This is a genomic window from Alcaligenes sp. SORT26, from assembly GCF_017377875.1.
Lineage (GTDB): Bacteria > Pseudomonadota > Gammaproteobacteria > Burkholderiales > Burkholderiaceae_B > Alcaligenes > Alcaligenes parafaecalis.
Genome location: NZ_CP070975.1, coordinates 622,527 through 639,641, shown reverse-complemented (window position 1 = coordinate 639,641; position 17,115 = coordinate 622,527). Strand labels below are relative to the sequence as shown.

19 protein-coding genes are annotated in these 17,115 nt (G+C 56.1%); 5 read left to right on the top strand and 14 right to left on the bottom strand.

Annotation, left to right across the window (positions count from 1 at the left end):
• Positions 1–143: 143 nt before the first annotated feature.
• The 3 genes from JYG33_RS02930 (at position 144) to JYG33_RS02920 (ending at position 2,571) form a co-directional block, all read left to right on the top strand.
• A complete protein-coding gene (locus JYG33_RS02930) occupies positions 144–1,016 on the top strand; it encodes a LysR family transcriptional regulator (protein ID WP_207874208.1) in 873 nt (290 codons plus the stop codon).
• A gap of 181 nt (positions 1,017–1,197) precedes the next feature.
• Positions 1,198–2,073: an alpha/beta fold hydrolase gene (locus JYG33_RS02925; protein ID WP_207874206.1), complete on the top strand. Its 876-nt coding sequence runs from the start codon at positions 1,198–1,200 to the stop codon at positions 2,071–2,073.
• Positions 2,074–2,100: 27 nt separating this feature from the next.
• The gene (locus JYG33_RS02920) at positions 2,101–2,571 is read left to right on the top strand and encodes a MarR family transcriptional regulator (protein WP_207874204.1); all 471 of its coding nucleotides are present in this window, start codon (positions 2,101–2,103) and stop codon (positions 2,569–2,571) included.
• A 77-nt stretch (positions 2,572–2,648) separates the two neighbouring features.
• Here the strand turns inward: JYG33_RS02920 and JYG33_RS02915 are convergent, their stop codons facing one another.
• The gene (locus tag JYG33_RS02915; RefSeq protein ID WP_207875714.1) at positions 2,649–4,319 is read right to left on the bottom strand and encodes a 2-isopropylmalate synthase; all 1,671 of its coding nucleotides are present in this window, start codon (positions 4,317–4,319) and stop codon (positions 2,649–2,651) included.
• 285 nt (positions 4,320–4,604) lie between these two features.
• On the opposite strand from JYG33_RS02915, the gene JYG33_RS02910 reads away from it, so the two are divergent.
• The gene (locus JYG33_RS02910) at positions 4,605–5,441 is read left to right on the top strand and encodes a helix-turn-helix transcriptional regulator (RefSeq protein ID WP_207874202.1); all 837 of its coding nucleotides are present in this window, start codon (positions 4,605–4,607) and stop codon (positions 5,439–5,441) included.
• 99 nt (positions 5,442–5,540) lie between these two features.
• On the opposite strand, the gene JYG33_RS02905 is transcribed toward JYG33_RS02910, so the two are convergent.
• The 4 genes from JYG33_RS02905 to JYG33_RS02890 form a co-directional block, all read right to left on the bottom strand.
• Complete coding sequence (locus JYG33_RS02905) at positions 5,541–5,729, bottom strand: hypothetical protein (protein ID WP_207874200.1); 189 nt, start codon at positions 5,727–5,729, stop codon at positions 5,541–5,543.
• Complete coding sequence (locus JYG33_RS02900) at positions 5,722–6,270, bottom strand: zeta toxin family protein (RefSeq protein ID WP_207874198.1); 549 nt, start codon at positions 6,268–6,270, stop codon at positions 5,722–5,724. The genes JYG33_RS02905 and JYG33_RS02900 overlap by 8 nt, the downstream gene beginning before the upstream one ends.
• Positions 6,271–6,468: 198 nt before the next feature.
• Entirely contained in the window at positions 6,469–6,666 is a 198-nt protein-coding gene (locus JYG33_RS02895; protein ID WP_207874196.1) for a DUF2892 domain-containing protein, read from the bottom strand.
• Between the two features lie 100 nt (positions 6,667–6,766).
• Positions 6,767–7,078, bottom strand: a complete 312-nt coding sequence (locus JYG33_RS02890; protein ID WP_207874194.1) for a metalloregulator ArsR/SmtB family transcription factor — start codon at positions 7,076–7,078, stop codon at positions 6,767–6,769.
• Between the two features lie 145 nt (positions 7,079–7,223).
• On the opposite strand from JYG33_RS02890, the gene JYG33_RS02885 reads away from it, so the two are divergent.
• The gene (locus tag JYG33_RS02885; protein WP_207874190.1) at positions 7,224–7,598 is read left to right on the top strand and encodes a DsrE family protein; all 375 of its coding nucleotides are present in this window, start codon (positions 7,224–7,226) and stop codon (positions 7,596–7,598) included.
• 40 nt (positions 7,599–7,638) lie between these two features.
• Here the strand turns inward: JYG33_RS02885 and JYG33_RS02880 are convergent, their stop codons facing one another.
• The 9 genes from JYG33_RS02880 to moeB form a co-directional block, all read right to left on the bottom strand.
• Positions 7,639–8,097 carry a GNAT family N-acetyltransferase gene (locus tag JYG33_RS02880; RefSeq protein ID WP_207874188.1) on the bottom strand — a complete coding sequence of 153 codons (459 nt, stop codon included), beginning with the start codon at positions 8,095–8,097 and terminating at the stop codon, positions 7,639–7,641.
• Positions 8,098–8,141: 44 nt separating this feature from the next.
• Positions 8,142–9,188 (bottom strand): hypothetical protein, encoded by a 1,047-nt coding sequence (locus JYG33_RS02875; protein WP_207874186.1) that lies wholly within the window; start codon positions 9,186–9,188, stop codon positions 8,142–8,144.
• 4 nt (positions 9,189–9,192) lie between these two features.
• On the bottom strand, positions 9,193–10,383 hold the full coding sequence (locus tag JYG33_RS02870) for an MFS transporter (protein ID WP_207874184.1): 1,191 nt from the start codon (positions 10,381–10,383) through the stop codon (positions 9,193–9,195).
• Complete coding sequence (locus JYG33_RS02865) at positions 10,380–11,573, bottom strand: acyl-CoA dehydrogenase family protein (RefSeq protein WP_207874182.1); 1,194 nt, start codon at positions 11,571–11,573, stop codon at positions 10,380–10,382. Before JYG33_RS02865 ends, JYG33_RS02870 begins: the two co-directional genes overlap by 4 nt.
• Positions 11,570–13,231 carry a class I adenylate-forming enzyme family protein gene (locus JYG33_RS02860; protein WP_207874180.1) on the bottom strand — a complete coding sequence of 554 codons (1,662 nt, stop codon included), beginning with the start codon at positions 13,229–13,231 and terminating at the stop codon, positions 11,570–11,572. The genes JYG33_RS02865 and JYG33_RS02860 overlap by 4 nt, the downstream gene beginning before the upstream one ends.
• Complete coding sequence (locus JYG33_RS02855; RefSeq protein ID WP_243430258.1) at positions 13,228–15,045, bottom strand: CoA transferase; 1,818 nt, start codon at positions 15,043–15,045, stop codon at positions 13,228–13,230. Before JYG33_RS02855 ends, JYG33_RS02860 begins: the two co-directional genes overlap by 4 nt.
• A gap of 83 nt (positions 15,046–15,128) precedes the next feature.
• Complete coding sequence (locus tag JYG33_RS02850) at positions 15,129–15,401, bottom strand: MoaD/ThiS family protein (RefSeq protein ID WP_207874178.1); 273 nt, start codon at positions 15,399–15,401, stop codon at positions 15,129–15,131.
• Between the two features lie 51 nt (positions 15,402–15,452).
• The gene (locus JYG33_RS02845) at positions 15,453–15,860 is read right to left on the bottom strand and encodes a M67 family metallopeptidase (RefSeq protein WP_207874176.1); all 408 of its coding nucleotides are present in this window, start codon (positions 15,858–15,860) and stop codon (positions 15,453–15,455) included.
• 19 nt (positions 15,861–15,879) lie between these two features.
• On the bottom strand, positions 15,880–17,052 hold the full coding sequence (gene moeB / locus JYG33_RS02840; protein WP_207874174.1) for a molybdopterin-synthase adenylyltransferase MoeB: 1,173 nt from the start codon (positions 17,050–17,052) through the stop codon (positions 15,880–15,882).
• Between the last annotated feature and the right edge of the window lie 63 nt (positions 17,053–17,115).

The window sequence follows — 17,115 nt, the reverse complement described above, 5'->3', positions numbered from 1 at the left end:
GGCTTGATTGAACACGAAGCACGCCCACTATTTCCAAGACTAAATAGGTCTAGTTCTATACCTTTAGAGTATAGTTTCTGATATAAATATTAAAAATCAAGAAACTAAACACCATCAATTCAGCCAAGGTATGGTTTTCCCTTATGGATCTACGTCAGCTCAAATATTTTGTGGCCGTTGCCGAAACCCGCAACTTCACGCGCGCCTCCGAGCGCCTGCATATGGCCCAGCCACCGCTTAGCCGACAGATCCAGTTGTTGGAAGAAGAGCTGGGCGTCACACTGCTGCTGCGCAATAACCGGCCCCTGAGGCTGACCGAAGCGGGACGCGTGTTTTATGAGCAGGCTTTGCAGATATTGAGCCGGGTGGATCAGCTAGTGCATACAACCCGACAGATCGGGCTGCACCAGCGGCAAACCTTGTCGATAGGGTTTGTGGCGTCGACCTTGTATGGTGGCCTGCCCGCCTTGATGCGCAAGCTGCGCCATCAGTATCCGGAAGTGGATATGCAGACGGTCGAGCTGACCTCCATGCAGCAGTTAGAAGCATTGAAGTCCGGGCGTATTGATGTGGGATTCGGGCGGATACGGCTGAATGATGCGTCAGTGCAAAGAACCGTTTTAAGGGAAGAACAACTGGCTTTGGCCCTTCCGCCCAGCTCGGATTTGGCAGATTCGGACGAGCCTGTGAGCTTGAAAAAGGTGCAGGGGCAAAAGCTGATTGTGTATCCCAAAGAGCCCAGACCGAGTTTTGCCGACCACATTCAGCACCTCTTGCACGACCAGGGCATACGCCCGGCGGAGGTCTATGAGGCTGGTGAACTCCAGGCTGCGCTAGGTCTGGTGGCTGCCGATTCGGGACTCTGTTTGATACCGACCTCGGCACGCCTGCGTAATGACCTGCACTATCGATTAGTGGAGGAGCCGCAGGCAACTTCGCCGATTATTCTGACGCACAGGATTAATGATCAGGCCTGGTATATCGAGGCGATCAAGGGCTTGGTAGCGGAGATGTAAAGCCGCAAAACGAGCATCCTCCGACGCTAAAGCAGATCGACACGTCACTCAACATATCCCTGCTGCCCAAACTCTAAACATCACCAAAACGCGACACTAAAAAACGTTAGCTGAGCCGAATTGACTCCCTCCTCCAGTCACTCTAATATCGTTAACACATTAACTAAAATCAGAGACAAACATGGAACAGGTGACGATCCAGCAGGCAGGCAAAGACCCGATCAGCGCGACCTTGTGGCCCGCCACGAACGCCAAAGCGGTCATCCTCATCCACCCTGCCACTGCCGTTCCACAGGACTTCTACCTTCTGTTTGCAGAACACCTGAACAGCCTGGGCTTTGTCGTCTTGACCTACGATTACCGGGGCATAGGGCGCTCTTGCCAAAAAGACATACGCCAATACAAGGTCTCCATGTCCGACTGGATGCTGGAGGACGCGGTTTATGTGACGGATTGGCTCACAGAGCGTTTCCAGGGCTTGCCCCTCCTGGCACTAGGTCATAGCGTGGGGGGCCATGCCATTGCGATTTCCCCGGCGACCCGTTCTGTAGATGCCGCCGTGCTGATTGCGTCCCATGCTGGGATTACCGCCTTGATTCAGCCGCCCATGGAGCGTTTTAAGGTAGGACTGATCATGCGGGTGCTGACTCCCGTGCTGTGCCGCCTGTGCGGCTATATGCCCAGCCGCCGTTTGGGCTTTGGTGAAAACCTGCCGCGTGGCGTCATGCAGCAATGGAGTCGCTGGACGCAAAAACCTCATTATTTTTATGACGACCCACCACTCAACGCCAAGGAACGCGCCAGTCGGGTCGATATTCCTTTGCTGGTTCTGGGATTTGATGATGATCCCTGGGCTAATCCACAGGCCATCTCCCGGCTATTGGAGCCACTGAGCAATGCCTCCATAGAAAGGCTGCACCTGGAGCACAAAAAGCTGGGTTTGCCACACATTGGGCACATGGGCTTCTTTCGTAAACGCAATGCCGAAGCACTTTGGCCTATAGTTGTTGACTGGCTGGTCGCGCAAAGTGAATCCAGCTCCAGATCGAATTCATAAAACACCCTCAGCCAAGCAGCCGCCGACATGAGCAAGCAATCACAGCCGCGTTTTGTTTTTTTGTTGAATCACGCCCATAAGGCCTTGCAACGATGGATTCAGAAGCAACCATCGGCATGGACAGATATCAGCGCGGCACAAGTGGGCATGCTGTTTTTGATTCGATCTCAAGGCTCCGTGACAGTGGGCGAAGCCGCCAGCGCCTTGCAAGTCGCTCCCGCCGCGATTACGGGACTGTCCAAGCGCATGCAGGCCGCAGGGCTGATTCAACGCCTGACGGACGATATCGATACGCGCAAGATTTGTTTGACGCTGACCCCAGCCGGAGAAGAAGCCAGCATCAAGGCCAAGTCGACCTTGCAGGACTTGAATCAGCAATTGTCGGATGGCTTTACTGAAGATGAACTGAAGGTGGTCGCACGTTGGCTAGGCCAGGTCGTGAATCTGGATCATCCCACTGACAAAGACATCGCTCAGAAGGATGAGCAGCCTGCGTAAGCGCCTGGCCTTGAATGTGGCCCGCACTGATTGCTCAATTAATCACGTCGCGCGGACCACAGCACACCGTTGACGGCTTACGCTTCCACCTCCTCAAAACGCGCCGCTGCGTTCATCACCGCCATCACACTGGCTGTGACGATATTGGCGTGTTTGCCTACGCCAAACTTCGAGCCCGGCACACCGGGCAAGACCGCCTCCACAATCGCCATTGCGCAAGCATCCGCCCCGGAACCCAAACTGCGTTCCTCGTAGCTATCAATACGCAAAGACAAGTTCAAGGCCGCGACCGTCGCCGCAATCGGGCCATTACCCGTTCCGGTATAGGTTTCAGTCTCGCCATTGGCATTCACACATTGCAGCTCTATGCCCTGCTGTCCTTGTGCCTCATCGAACAGACGATGTGCCTGGTAGCGTGCTGTACCCTGGCGCTCATTGGCTTTCAGGTAGGTGGCCTCGAACAGTGTCCAGATCTGCTGACTGTTCAACTCCGTTTCACTGGAATCAGCAATCTGCTGAACAATGGCGCTGAACTCCACCTGCATGCGGCGCGGCATCACAATGCCGTAATCCCGTTGCAGCAGAAAGGCGATGCCACCTTTGCCTGACTGGCTGTTGACGCGCACGATGCTGTCGTAAGTACGGCCCAAATCCTTGGGGTCGACCGGCAAGTAAGGCACACGCCACGGAGCATCCTCTTTCTGCACCGCAAAGCCTTTGGCAATTGCATCCTGATGAGAGCCGGAGAAAGCCGTGAACACCAGATCGCCCACATAGGGATGACGCGGGTGGATAGGCAAGGAAGTAGCCTCTTCGGCAATGCGAGCCACGGCAGAGATGTCGGAGAAATCCAGCCCCGGAGCAATGCCTTGGGTATACAGATTCAACGCCAAGGTCACCACATCCAGATTGCCGCTACGCTCGCCATTGCCAAACAGGCAGCCTTCTACACGTTGTGCACCCGCCAGCATGGCTTGTTCGGCGCACGCAACACCCGTGCCTCGGTCATTATGCGGGTGTACCGACAGGACGATATGTTCACGTCTATCCAGATGGTGATCCATCCATTCAATCTGATCTGCAAAGACGTTCGCCGTTGTCACCTCAACCGTTGTCGGCAGGTTGATAATCATGGGGCGCTTGGGGCCTGCATCCCAGGCCTGAATGGCTGCATTGCATACGGCCAGCGATACATCCAGTTCCGCCATGCAGAAAGTCTCGGGCGAGTACTGGAGCACCCATTCGGTTTCTGGATGCTGAGCCGTCAGACGTTTGAACAGCTCTACATGGTGCTGCACCATCTCGATGATTTGCGGCACCTCCATGCCAAAAACAATTTCCCGAAACGCAGGCGCAATCGCATTGTAGAAATGCACAATCACGCGACGCGCCCCCGCCACGCTACGCACCGTGGTTGCTATCAAGTCTTCACGCAGTTGAGTAATGACCATGGGCGTGACATCGTTCGGAATCATCTGCTCATCGATCAGTTGTCGAACAATATCAAAATCCGTTTGCGAGGCTGAAGGAAAGCCCACCTCGATTTCTTTGAAACCGATACGCACCAGCTCCTGGAACAGACGCAGTTTGCGCTCGCGGTTCATGGGTTCAAACAGGGCCTGATTACCGTCACGTAAGTCGGTAGACAGCCACACGGGTGGCTTGCTCAATATGCGCTGTGGCCATTGGCGATCAGGCAAATTGACGACGGGAAAGGGACGGTATTTGTAAGAAGGATCAGCCAGCATAAAAACCTCGAAACTAGGGAAAGACATACCTGGCTTCCCTGCTCCAAGGAGCTGGCTACAGTCGGGGTCTGGGGAAACCAGGATTGGACCATTCGCACACGCATGCGTACGGACCCCGACTGGATGTCAGGGCTAGTAGGCCTAGCGATAGCAAGTGCAAATGAGTCACAGCAGGTTCAATCCCAAAGTGCTTGATGAAGACGATAAAAGCACTTTAGACTGCAATGAACCTGACCTTCTATCAAAAAATAGTCATTTGTTTTATTTTTTTGGACATTCCTGAACATGGGCTACGCATCCCCTGAACGCGGTGGGCGAGCGCTGGACTTGTCTCACTCCGATACCTCGCCCTTATTGGTGACTGGGGTCATTGAGCATTACCCCGCCGGGCATGAAGTGCCCCGGCATAGCCACCACCGTGGCCATCTTCTATATGCCACAGAGGGAGTGCTGCTGGTACAGGCCGACACTGGCCAATGGCTGGTGCCCCCGACCACCGCGGTATGGCTGCGGCCCGGCGTCCCCCATCAGCTCAACGCGACGACCGCGGTGAATGTGCATGGCTTATTTATTGATGAGATTCTGGCAGCACAACTGCCGGACCATGATTGCGTCATCCATGTCACGCCATTGGTACGCGAATTGATTGCTGCACTGGTACAGGTCGCTCCACAAGCAAACCCACCCTTGAGGGATACCTTGCTGGGTCAATTATTGATCGAAGAACTGCGCGTGCTGCGCCCTCTGCCGTTTCATTTGCCCTGGCCAGACGAGGACTTGATGAGGCGGATTTGCGAAGATCTGGTGCGCTCCCCTGCCCAGCAGCGAACAATGGACGAGGTCGCGCAGCAGTACGCCTTGACGCCAAAAACCTTGCATCGGCGTTTTCTGAAAAGCACGGGGATGAATCTGGGGAAATGGCGGCAACAGATGCGGCTGATGGCTTCGATCCAGTTTCTGCTGCAAGGTCGGTCCATCACGCAGGCGGCCCTGGAAAGCGGCTATGAGAGTTTGAGTGCGTATTCAGTGGCCTTCAAAAAGACCTTTACCTATCCGCCTTCGGAGTTCCTGGCGACCTTGAGCCGATATCCCGAACAGGACATGGTGCCCCAATCGTCTTAAGACACCGACTCCAGACCTATTTCCAGTAGCCCTTACTCTACGAGCCATCTAAAAACCCAGTCACCAACAGGCAAGAACGGCAATAGCAAGCAAGCCCAATCAGCTCTTGCTGACTTCCTGCCGCAATTGCTCTGCCGTGAGCTTGATCATCTTGCCGTTCTCCACCAGAACTACCGAGGTATTGGTTTGCATGGCCACAAAACGTGCCGACTGAGCGGCACGTTCCAGTGCGGCCAGAGAAGCCCGCAGATCCGGGTTTTTTGCTTTGGAAATATCTTCTTTATTCATCTCTCTCCCCCCACTCCAACAGAACCGGCACACTGCCTGCGTTATCGTACAAAACCCAATCATCCACGGTATCCCGATAATGATGCAGGAAGTTTTTCATGCCAGCCGCAAAGCGGCGACGAATGACGGGTTCGGGGATATTGTGTCCACCTTGACGCACCCGCTCTGCCACACGCGCAATTGCGGTATCCGCGTCGGGCAGGCTTAAAAAATACAGGCTGACTCGATAGCCTGCTGCGCGCCATTTTTCGATATGACGCACATAGCTTTGGCCAGATAACGTCGTTTCCAGCGCGAAGCTCTCGCCCAGACGAACCGCTTCTTTCAGCTCGTCCAGCATCAAACGACCAGCTCTAATGGCGGCGCTTTCTGGTGCAAAAGGCGACAAGCCCGCTGCAATCAAATCCGCATTGATAAACCGTAATACCTCTGCCTCTGCCGGGAGGAAAGACCGTGCAAAAGTGGTCTTGCCCGCCCCGTTCGGGCCAGCAATGATCAGAATCTTTTTGCTCTTGCCCGCTTCAGCTTTGTTGCCAGACATAAATACACCTAAACAATGTCCACATTGAACAGATTTGTATCATAGATTGGCGCAATGGCCAGTCGCAGGCACTGTTCTGGCCGCCAAGCATCCGTGCGAAAGACACGGTTTCAAGCCATAAAAGCAGGCGCTTTGAGCAATCAGGTATCACTCAAAGCGCCGACAAGAACACCCGGTTCCTGAGCAAAAGCGTTTGGTTTACTGACGCTTCTTCAAGGGGCACGTACTAAGACCCAGTATGGGATACAAGGGGCAGAAACCGGCCAGGCCCGTGATCAGGGGAATCGCGCCCAGCCAACCCCACCATCCTATGACCTGAGTTGCCGCCAGGGCAATCAGCACCACACCCACAACGATGCGAGCAATACGATCCAAGGTACCTACATTGCTTTTCATGGCTATTCCTTTCAAGAAAAAAGCAAGGGAAAAACGGCTTGGGCGATGGCATGCCTGACTGCTCCATCCAGACGCCCTGCTCCCCCTCAAACCCACCGGCTTAGGGACAGAAAATGTCTTTTAGTGTGCCAATCAACTTGGCGACATTGGGGTCTTCAATGCGGTAGTACAGGGTTTGAGCCTGGCGTCTATAGCTGACCAAACCCTCCTGACGCATGCGCGCCAAATGCTGTGACAGGGCCGAGGGGCTCAAGGCCACCATCTCGTTCAAGGCCCCCACGCTCATCTCCCCCTGTTGAATCAAGAGACACAGAATGACCAGGCGCTTGGGATTGCCCACCGCCTGCAACAAGGCAGCAGCTTGATCAGCGCTCTCCTGCAAAAGCTCGATATCGGATTTGCTTTGGCTCATGATTTATCCAGCTATTTTTATTTCTTAATTTAGATAAATCTTAATTTAGCATATACTGAATTAATGCAGTCAAAAATTTGAATGCAAAACGCGCTTCCGTTAAAACCGACAGAAGTGACGCCTGAATGAATCAAGGAGAACTGGTATGCCTAAACCCGCTGCTTTTGTTTCTACGCTTTTCCATGCACAGGGCAATCCCGACAAGGTGACAGTGGCACTGACCATGGCCACCAATGCCGTTCAAAAAGGACATAGCGCCTGCCTGATCTTGATGGCCGAGGGCGTCGCCCTGGGCGTTCCCGGCGCGGCAGACCCGATTAATATCGGCGCACCTTTTGAGCCTGCGGCTGAGCTCTTGAAGAAATATCTGGACCAAGGAGGACGTGTGGCAGTGTGCAAGTCTTGCATGGTGCATAACGGACTCAGCGCCGAACAAATGGACCCCCGCTTTGAGATCATCACCGCGCCAGATGTCATTGATTTACTGATGGGGGCAACAGGATCTTTGCAGATCTCCTGACGCGTTTCGCTGTCTTGCTCATGGACAGGTCAAAATCGATTCACGGTTTTGACCTGCAAGCAGACTCTCTAGCCAGCCGCGCGTTGGACAAGGAAACATAGACAAGCTCCGGGTCTCCTTCATCCAGGTTTTCGATGATGCCGCTACGCTGAAAGCCCTGCTTCAAAAACAAACCCTGCATGATGCGGTTGGATTGATTGGTGGAAGAAAACAACTTGTCTGTACGGCAAATCTGCCTGAAGTAATGCAGCAAAGCCGAACCTGCTCCCTGCCCTCGACCAGACTCCCCCACCATCAACATCTCGACAAAGCCATGACCGAAGAACTGATAGTTCAAAACGCCATAGCCCAGCAATGCACCCGCCCGCTCAACGACATGGCAATGAGATTGCTGAATCCACACCTGAATCTGCCCGGCACGCTCAGGCTCTTGCGGGACGACGCTATCCAAGGCTAGCAAGCCTTCGTAATCTGCCTGTGTAGCTAATCTGATATGCATGGGTCGTGGGTCTTTCAAGCGGCAATCAAGTCCGGATCTGCTTATTATGAAGGCACCTCATGCGCCAGCAAGGCTTCCAATAAAAAGAAACTGGCACATGCCGACTCCACCAGCTCCGACTGCCCCGGCGCAATCTTGTAAAGATGCCCCACAAAGCGCCCGGTTTCACTTAACTCCGGTGTCAGCAAGGCATCCAAATGCAAGCGTGATTGATCCTGCAGCCATTGTTGGTCTGGCAGCACTCGCCACAACTCATGCATGGCCAGCGAGGCAATCGCCCACGCAGATCGGTCTAGAGGTGCCGAAGGCTCTGCTTGCTTTAACAAGCCCTGCGCATATTTCCCCCAATGCTCATGCCAATAATGGCAAGCCTTCAACGCCGCTTGAGCATAGGATTTCTTATCGTACAAACGCGCGGCGGTAGCCATACCCAACATGGCCCAGGCTTGCCCTCTTTGCCAGGTTTCCGCCCCCTTCTCAGCCAGCACTTCCTGCCCGCGTAGCAACACGGTGTCGCGCCAGGCCCCGGTTCTTTTTTGCAGATAACGCAAGCAGGCATCCACATGCCATTGCCCCAACTGACGCGCCACGGGGCCACCCTGCGCATCCAGCAGCAACAGCGTGGGGGCCAGGGCATCGACATTCAATATGTGTTGCCCCGCTTCACCCCCACCCATGCCTGAACCCAAAGGCCAGAAACCATTAGAAGCGTCAAAGCTTTGCAGCACGGCCTGCGCCGCCTGATTCAGCGAGTCCAGTGCCTGCTGATCTCCATGCAAGGTACTGCCCAAACCAGAGCCATACCAGAACACAAAGCTGCGATTGATGCTGGGCTCGTCCATCCAGACTTGCAGTTTCTGACTCCACTGCAAGGCCTGCTCTTTATGTTCGGCTTGGCCGCTAATCAAGGCGCGTCGCCACCACAGCCCCGCCCAAAAACCACCTAACCAGGAACCCCGGCGTGACAGTGTCCATTGCTCGGCCTTATCTTGCCGAAACAGGGGAAACTGCTCGCCACACTGCTCGGCAACCCGGTCCATATTGCTAAACAAGGACGTAATACTGGCTGCTCCCAATGCTTCTATAGACATCCCATCAATCCTCTTTCGTCGAACGACGCACTTGGTACAGAACCAGGCACAACAAGCTGGCGCACACTAGGATGCCCATCAAGAAAGGCCAGGCGGTAGCAAAACCTTCGGGTGATCTCAAAAGCAAACCAAATAGAGGCGGGCCGAATGCGAAGCCACCGAAAAACCCGACAGACAGCAAACCTGCCGTGCGAGCGGGGGCACCAAAGCGGGCATCGCGCAGCAACATGCTCATGGCGATTGCATTAGTGGCCACCAGCGTCAGCCCAATTGCCAGAACCCCTGCCCCTAAGGGCCAGAGCCGTTCAGGCGCGGCCAGCATCATCAAGAGCAAGGCCACAATCGGGATGACGAACAAGATACCCAGCAAGAGGGTTTCGTCCCCAAACCGGGCGGCAACAGGCGTTAGCAATACACGAGACACAATGCCCATGACGCCAAAGCCGCTGACCAGCATGCCTATCCAGTACGGTGACACACCCAGTTGCTGCGCAAAGACACCCAAAAAGGTGATGAAGGAGGACAGGACCAGACCGGCGCAAAGCTGAATCGCCATCAGCAGCCAAAGCTGTTTGCTGGGCCAGAGCAGACGCCAGGCCATCGCGACAGGTGTGGTTTGAGCCCGAACCGGCAAGATCTGCAAGGCAAAATAAGACAGGCACAACATGGCGGGCACCCACACCACAAAAGCCCCCCGCCAACCCAGCTTGTAAGCCAGCGTAGGCAGAACCAAACCCGCCAACAAGGCCGACGCCTGTACACCAGATTGCTTGATACCCACCATCCCCGCTTTGCGTTGCGCCGGAACCAGTTGAGCAATCGCCTGATTGGTTACCGGATTCGCCAAGGACTGCGCCAGCCCACATAACAACAAGGCTGTCAGCACACCCCAGAATCCGGGTAATACGGCGATCAGACTAAAGGACAGGGCCACCAGCAAGAACAAGTAAAACAAGCCTTGCCGATTACCCATACGCTGCACCAACGCCCCCGCCCAGGGCGAGAGCAAGGCAGCCAGTCCAAAGGTGCTGGTCGTCAGCCAGCCCAATTGTTCACGCGAGATACCCAGATCCTGGATGATTTGTGGGCCCAGGACGCCGATGGCGTAAAACACCATCATGGGCATGCCCATGGCCAGGGTCATCAAGCTGGCCAACACCCAGGGCGAACGGGAGGCCGTGGTGGATACGGTCATGCCACCGCCTTGTTCATGTCTGCCGTTTCCTGAATCGCGTATTGGGCCTGCAACAAGTGCTTGCCGACGGTACTGATCAGGGCATCGTCGGCCCCATCCAGAATGTGCGTGGTACGGGCAGCCCGGTAGATGCCCGACAAGGGGCTCCAATCCGCCAGACCTTCCGCCCCCATGATCTGGATAGCAGAATCAGCAGCCTCGCTAACTGCATCAGACGCCGCCAGCTTGGCCACATTGACCTCCACCGAATTGGGCAAACCGGCATCGAACTTCAGCGCGGCTTCCCGCAGCAAGCAGCGGGCCGACATGATTGCTCGGTACACCTTGTAGACTCGCGCCCGAACCAACTGCTTGTCCGCCAAACGTGCCAGCTCGCCACGCTCGGAATGGATACGCTCGCACATGACCTCATAACTGCGCTGAGCCAGCCCCAGCCACTGCACCGAGCGCAAGATACGCCCCAAGGCCAGACGCTTTTGCATCAGAGCAATGCCCTGCCCGGCCGTCCCCAGCACATAGTCTTCCGGCACAGCCACATCATTGAAAGAGAGCTCGTTCTGGCCCTGATACCGTCCCAGCAGGGACAAAGGCCGTACCACCTTAAAGCCCACGGCATCCGTGGGCACAATCACCATGGACAGGGACTCGTTAATTGGCCCGTCCGAACTGCGCGCCACAACGGTGGCAAAGCTGGCGACCTGGGCACGGCAGATAAACCACTTGCGCCCATTGATATGCCATTGCCCCTCTTTCAGGCGAGCCTGACATTGCATGGTGGCGGGAATGGAGCCGATGCTGTCTGGCTCGGACATGGCGTAGCTGGATACCGCATCGCCTTTGATCAGGGGCGTCAGAAAACGCTGTTTGACGCTGGCCGAGCCGTGCTGACTCAACATATACGCATCCAGCGTGGCGTCTGCACCGAAAATACCGGGGCCATATTCAGAGCGGCCTTCCTGTTCGGCGACGGGCAAATAGTCGACCAGGCTGCTCAAGCGGCCACCCCGGTGCATGGGGTAAAAGCTGCCAAACAAGCCAGCTTGTTGCGCACGACGCGTCAGATCCAAGGTCAGTTCACGGGCCAGATTATCCCCTTGGGCCAAAATGGCCTCGTTGGGAATAATTTCTGTATCCACAAACTGCCGCAGCTTGCGGCCCAGGGCGGCGCTGGAAAGGGGGATGTGGCTCATGCTGCGATCCCCGTCTTGGCCTGGGCGCTGGAACCGACAGCCTGCGCATCCGCTGCCAATGCCCGTTTGTCGATCTTGCCCGCCGGTGTCAAAGGCAGGCTGCGATAAAAGCGCAGATATTCAGGCAGTTTGTTCACTTCCAGACCCTGTTCACGCAGGAAGTCGGTAATTTCTTTCAGGGAAAAACGCGTCGCCCCCTCACGTACCGTCACGCACAAGCAAATGCGTTGTCCCAAATCCGCATCCGGCACCGGCACGCAAGCCACGGTGACCACATCAGGATGCGCCATCACCAAGCCTTCAATCTGCACGGGGCTGATATTGGCGCCACCACGAATAATGATGTCTTTTTTGCGGCCCGCCAGCACCAGTTGCCCTTGCGCATTGATGTAGCCCAAGTCCCCTGTTTTCACCCAACCCTGCTCGTCCCGATACTGCGCATCCAGTTCCGGAGCGTTCACATATTGCATGGGGCTTAAAGGGCCGCGTGCCGTGATTTCACCTACTTCGCCCTGCGGCACCTCTTCGCCTTCATCATCAATCAGGCGAATCTCGCACACCTGGGGATTGGGGGTGCCGACACTGCTCAAGACCACCTCGATAGGGTCCTCCAGCGTGTTATGGCAGTTCACTCCGTCCGCCGAGCCATACAAACTGATAAAGCCGCACTCAAACGCTTCCACGCAACGGCGCACCGTCGCTTCGTCAATGACAGAACCGCCCACGATCAAACCACGCAAGCTGGATTTGTCGGCCTTTTCCAGTTCGGGCGCTGCGGCGATGCGCTGGAACATTGTGGGCACGCCCAGGATAAAGCTGGGCTTGAAAGCATTGATGGCGGCAATGGCGCTAGGCACATCAAATTTAGGCAGAACCACCAAAGATCCACCCAACCAGCACAGCACACCAAACGTGGCCGTAGACCCGAACGAAGAGCCCAGCGGCACCAAGTACATGCCCCGGAACTCCATATCGTTGGGAGAGATACGTTGCAGGAAACGGCCACGTCCACCCACCAGCGCATTGTGCGAATAAGCCACCAGCTTGGGTTCGGACTCCGTGCCCGAAGACACCAGCAAACGCACTGGCGAATTGGGGGACACCTCAGGCAGCTCGGACAAGGCCAAAGGCTCGCCCTCAAACAAGGAATCCAGCGTCACCCAACCGGGACGGGATGGACCTTGCACGATCAATACCCGCATGGACAACAAGGTAGGCCGCAAGGACTCGATGACTTCGCACAAATCAATGCCTGCATATTCATGCGGCACAATCACCGCCCGCGCATCGCAACGACGCACCAGCGATTGAATATCCAGCTTGCCCCGTCCGGGCGGAAATGGCGCAACAATTGCGCCCAAGGCCGCTGCGGCCAGGTCAATGGCGCAGCACACCCAATGGTTGCTGAGCTGATAGGCCACCACATCGCCCGCCATAATGCCGGAACGACGCAAGCTGCCTGCCAGGCGCAAGGCCGCGTCCATCAAGGCGCTGTAGCTGACGTTACCCTCGGGCGAGAGCACGGCCAGCCTGTCGGGATGAGCCTGGGCTTTTTCCGCGAACAGCGTAAAGACCGGCTTGTTCGGGTAAGTACCGTCCTCTATCCAGCGTTGGCGCAATGACGCAGGGACCAGATCAATGATGCCAGCGTGATTCATAAAAACCTCCAGGGAGAATTAACAGACGAATAGCCCTTGTCATGGAAATGAGACGCCAGGCGTGGATCAGCACGCAGTTGCGCCAGATTGCGATGAACGGTGCGAGCCGGTATGCCCAGCACGTCCAGTTGCGTTTCCAGGCTTAGAGCAGACTGGGACAGAAGACGATCCGGCAAGACCGTCCAGACCGCATCGGGGGCCACATTCAGCCACCCGGCCAACGCGTTCAGATGCGTTTGATCCTGGCAGTCGATGACGATGAAGCCCTCGCCTGTCTGGAACACCGCAGAAACGCCGGTTTTACTGATGGGAGAGACGGCCTGGACCAGATGGTCGGCCGTGGCCAACAAGGAGCTGTCTACGCGCAGGCCCGACCCGGTCAGACTCCGGCGCAGCAAGGCGGCACTGATACCCAGCGCGGCCATCACCCCGCCCAGCACATCAAGCACCGTAAACAAGGACCCACCCCGCGCATCCGAGGTTTGAGAGATGGTGTGGGCAATGCCCGACCAAGCTTGCACCGTGAAGTCCGTACCCGGGGCATCCACCTGCTCCTGCCCCCAGCCTCCGGCATAGGCGTAAACCAGATCGGGGCGCACGGCATGCAAATCCTGAGCATCCAGCTTCAGTTCAGCCGCCTTGCCCGGTGCCCAGTTGTGCAGAAACACATCCGATTCGCGCACCAGTTCGTAGATAGCCTGCCTGCCTTCGGCTGACTTGATGTCCACTTCCTGCACGGTCTTTAATTGATTCAGCGCATCAAACCGTACAGAACAACCATCCACACACGGTGGCATGGCACGCAAAGGATCGCCGCCCGGAGGCTCTAGACGAATTACCTCGGCCCCCAGGAGCGCAAGCAAGTGACCGGCAATTGGGCCCTGAATTCGGCGGCATGACTCCACCACTCGCAAACCGCGCAAGGGCAGATCCGCATTCGAGGGCAAGGCACGCAAGGAACCAGAAGCCGCCTGCCCCTGGTGCTGCCATAAACCAGCCAGGGCGGCGTAATCACCATCCATCTGACGCTGGGCTGGCGTGCGCACCGGCAAAATCGCCATGCCTGTCTGTAAAGCCAGCTCCTGCAAGCGAGCAAAATTCAGCGCTTGCAACCTGCTTAAACATGCGGCGGGCATGGGACACACGGCTTTGGCATAGCGCAGCAAAAAAGCTTTCCACGCCTGACCTGCCAAGTCTGCAGGAACCCCTACTGCCTCCCAAAATGCACGCCAGGGTCGGGGGTCCAAGGTTTCCAGTTCAAAGACCACACCGTCTTGCGAGATAAAGGGCGGCCGCAAACCGGCGTCATAACTGCCTGCCAATAACTGCTCCGGGTCCTGGCTGACTGTCGCGCCCGCCAGATACTGGCCAATGCTCAGTAAGCCGCAGCCCAAGGGCGAGACCGACACCGTAGAAAAACGCCCGCCACGCAACTGACCCAACGCAGCGGCCAATGTGGCTTGCAAGCTCATGGCCGAACTTAACACCGCCAAGTAATCCAGACCCAGCGTGCCGGAGGGGCCGCTGGAGCGTCCATGTACAGACAAAATGCCGCTGGCAGCCTGCATGCTCAGCTCGCTGATGGCCGCTTGTGTCATGCCGCCCGATTCAGTTTCAAGCCGCGTGCTAATCGTTCCAAAATCAGGCGAATGCAGGCTGAAAACCGCCTCGTCCTGCTGAGCGGCGGACAAGCCTTGCTCGGTCAGGCCCAACAATCGGGCCTGGCGCCCCAAAGCGATAGGCAAGCCCTTCCAATACGGGGGCTGTTTCCCCATCTGCCAGCTCAATCCGCAGCCATGTAGTAATTCAGACATAGTTCCAAACCAGAGTGATGCGCACGCCAAGTGCTGATTCAGAAAACCAGCACTTGCACCATGAAAACCCAGACCGCGTGGTCTTAGCCCCCTGCAACAGCAGGCAGTACCGTCAGGCTATCGCCCGTGCGGGTCGCGGTTTTCAGGCCATCGCTAAAGCGGATGTCTTCTTCGTTCACGTAGATGTTCACGAAGCGATGCAGGTCTTCGCCGTTCATCAGGCGTGCCTTGATGCCGGGAAACTGACCTTCCAGATGTTCAATAACTTCACCCACTGACGCACCTTGGGCCTGTACTTTTTTCTCGCCGTTGGTCAGGGGACGCAGCAAGGTCGGAATAGAGACTGAAATGGACATGCTTAAACTCCTTGGAAATGATTTTTTGTGGCAGCCGGGATACGCGGCTTGCTAGACGATGACAATGGTTTCTTCAGTGACGCCGCCGTCGATAATCCGGAAGGATCGAACCGGCACCGTGGCCTGGTCCCAGGTGGACACGATCAGGTAATGCAGTTCGGGATGGCCTGCAAAATCAATGTCGTCCTTGCTGGGAAAGGCCTGGCTGGCGGTATGGGAGTGATAGATCACGCAGCACTCCTGATCGTCCTCATCCAGACGGCGATAGACCTGGAATTGCTCACGTGAATCGAACTGGTAAAACACGTCCGAAGCGGCCCGGTTTTGCATGGGCAGCACGCGCTCGGCCACCAGCGAGCCTTCTTGGGCGGCAATCAGTCCGCATGCCTCGATGGGGTGATCCTGCTTGGCATGATTCAGAACTTGCTCCAGGGCAGAACGACGAATCTGCAAGGCCATGATGTGCTCCTTCCCGAACTTAGTAAGACGCCAATTCGGGAGCGACCTGCTCCACCCAGGCCAGTACGCCGCCTTCCAGATTGCGTACCTTGGCCGCGTTCAACTTGATCAGCTCTTCGCAAACAGTTTTGGAGCGAGCACCGGAGCGGCACGAAATAACCAGATCCGCATTCGGACCAAAAGCAGCCAGAATTTCGGCAGCAACAGTGGGTGATTTGGGCATCAGAATCGCACCAGGAATGTTGACGATTTCCCATTCATTGGGGTCACGCACGTCAATCAGAATCGGAGCCTGATCCTGGTCCAGCCGCTCTTTAAGCTGGAGCACATCCATCACCGGTACGGGAATCACCATCGCATCAGCAGGTGGATTCAGGCCGCAGAAGGTTTGATAGTCACCCAGCTCAGTGATCGCCTTGCGATTGGGCAGACGACGGATAGGCAATTCGCGGTAGCGCATGTCCAGCGCGTCATAGGCAATCAGGCGGCCGATCAGTGGATCACCAATGCCGGTAATCAGCTTGATGGCTTCGGTCGACATGATGGAGGCGATGGAGGCGCACAAGACACCAAACACACCGCCCTGCGCGCAAGAAGGAGCCAGCTCGGGTGGAGGTGGTTCGGGATACAAGTCGCGGTAATTCAGGCCCACACCACCGGGCGCGTTTTCCCAGAACACCGAAACCTGGCCTTCAAAGCGGAAGATCGAACCCCAGACATAAGGTTTGTCAGCCAGCATGCACGCATCATTGACCAGATAACGGGTCGCGAAGTTATCGGTGCCATCCAGAATCAGGTCATAGCGCGAGAACAATTCCACCGCCATGTCCGGTTCCAGGCGGTCGGTATAGGTTTCTACCTTGATGTGGGGGTTGAGCTTGTGAATTGCCCGTTTGGCGCTTTCCACTTTCAGCTCGCCAATGCTGTCTACCGTGTGAATGATCTGGCGCTGCAGATTGGATTCGTCCACTCGGTCAAAGTCGATGATGCCCAGTGTGCCCACCCCGGCAGCAGCCAGATACAGCAAGGTGGGCGAGCCCAGGCCCCCTGCCCCGATAACCAGCACTTTGGCATTTTTGATGCGGCGCTGGCCTTCCATGCCCACATTGGGAATCAAGAGGTGACGGCTATAACGGTTAACCTCTTCACGGCTTAAAGGCTCACCGGGCTCAACTAAAGGGGGCAAGGTCATAATGACTCCTGGTTAAATACATATGAATACGAACAAGACTTATTCTCAAATATGTCTGAAAAT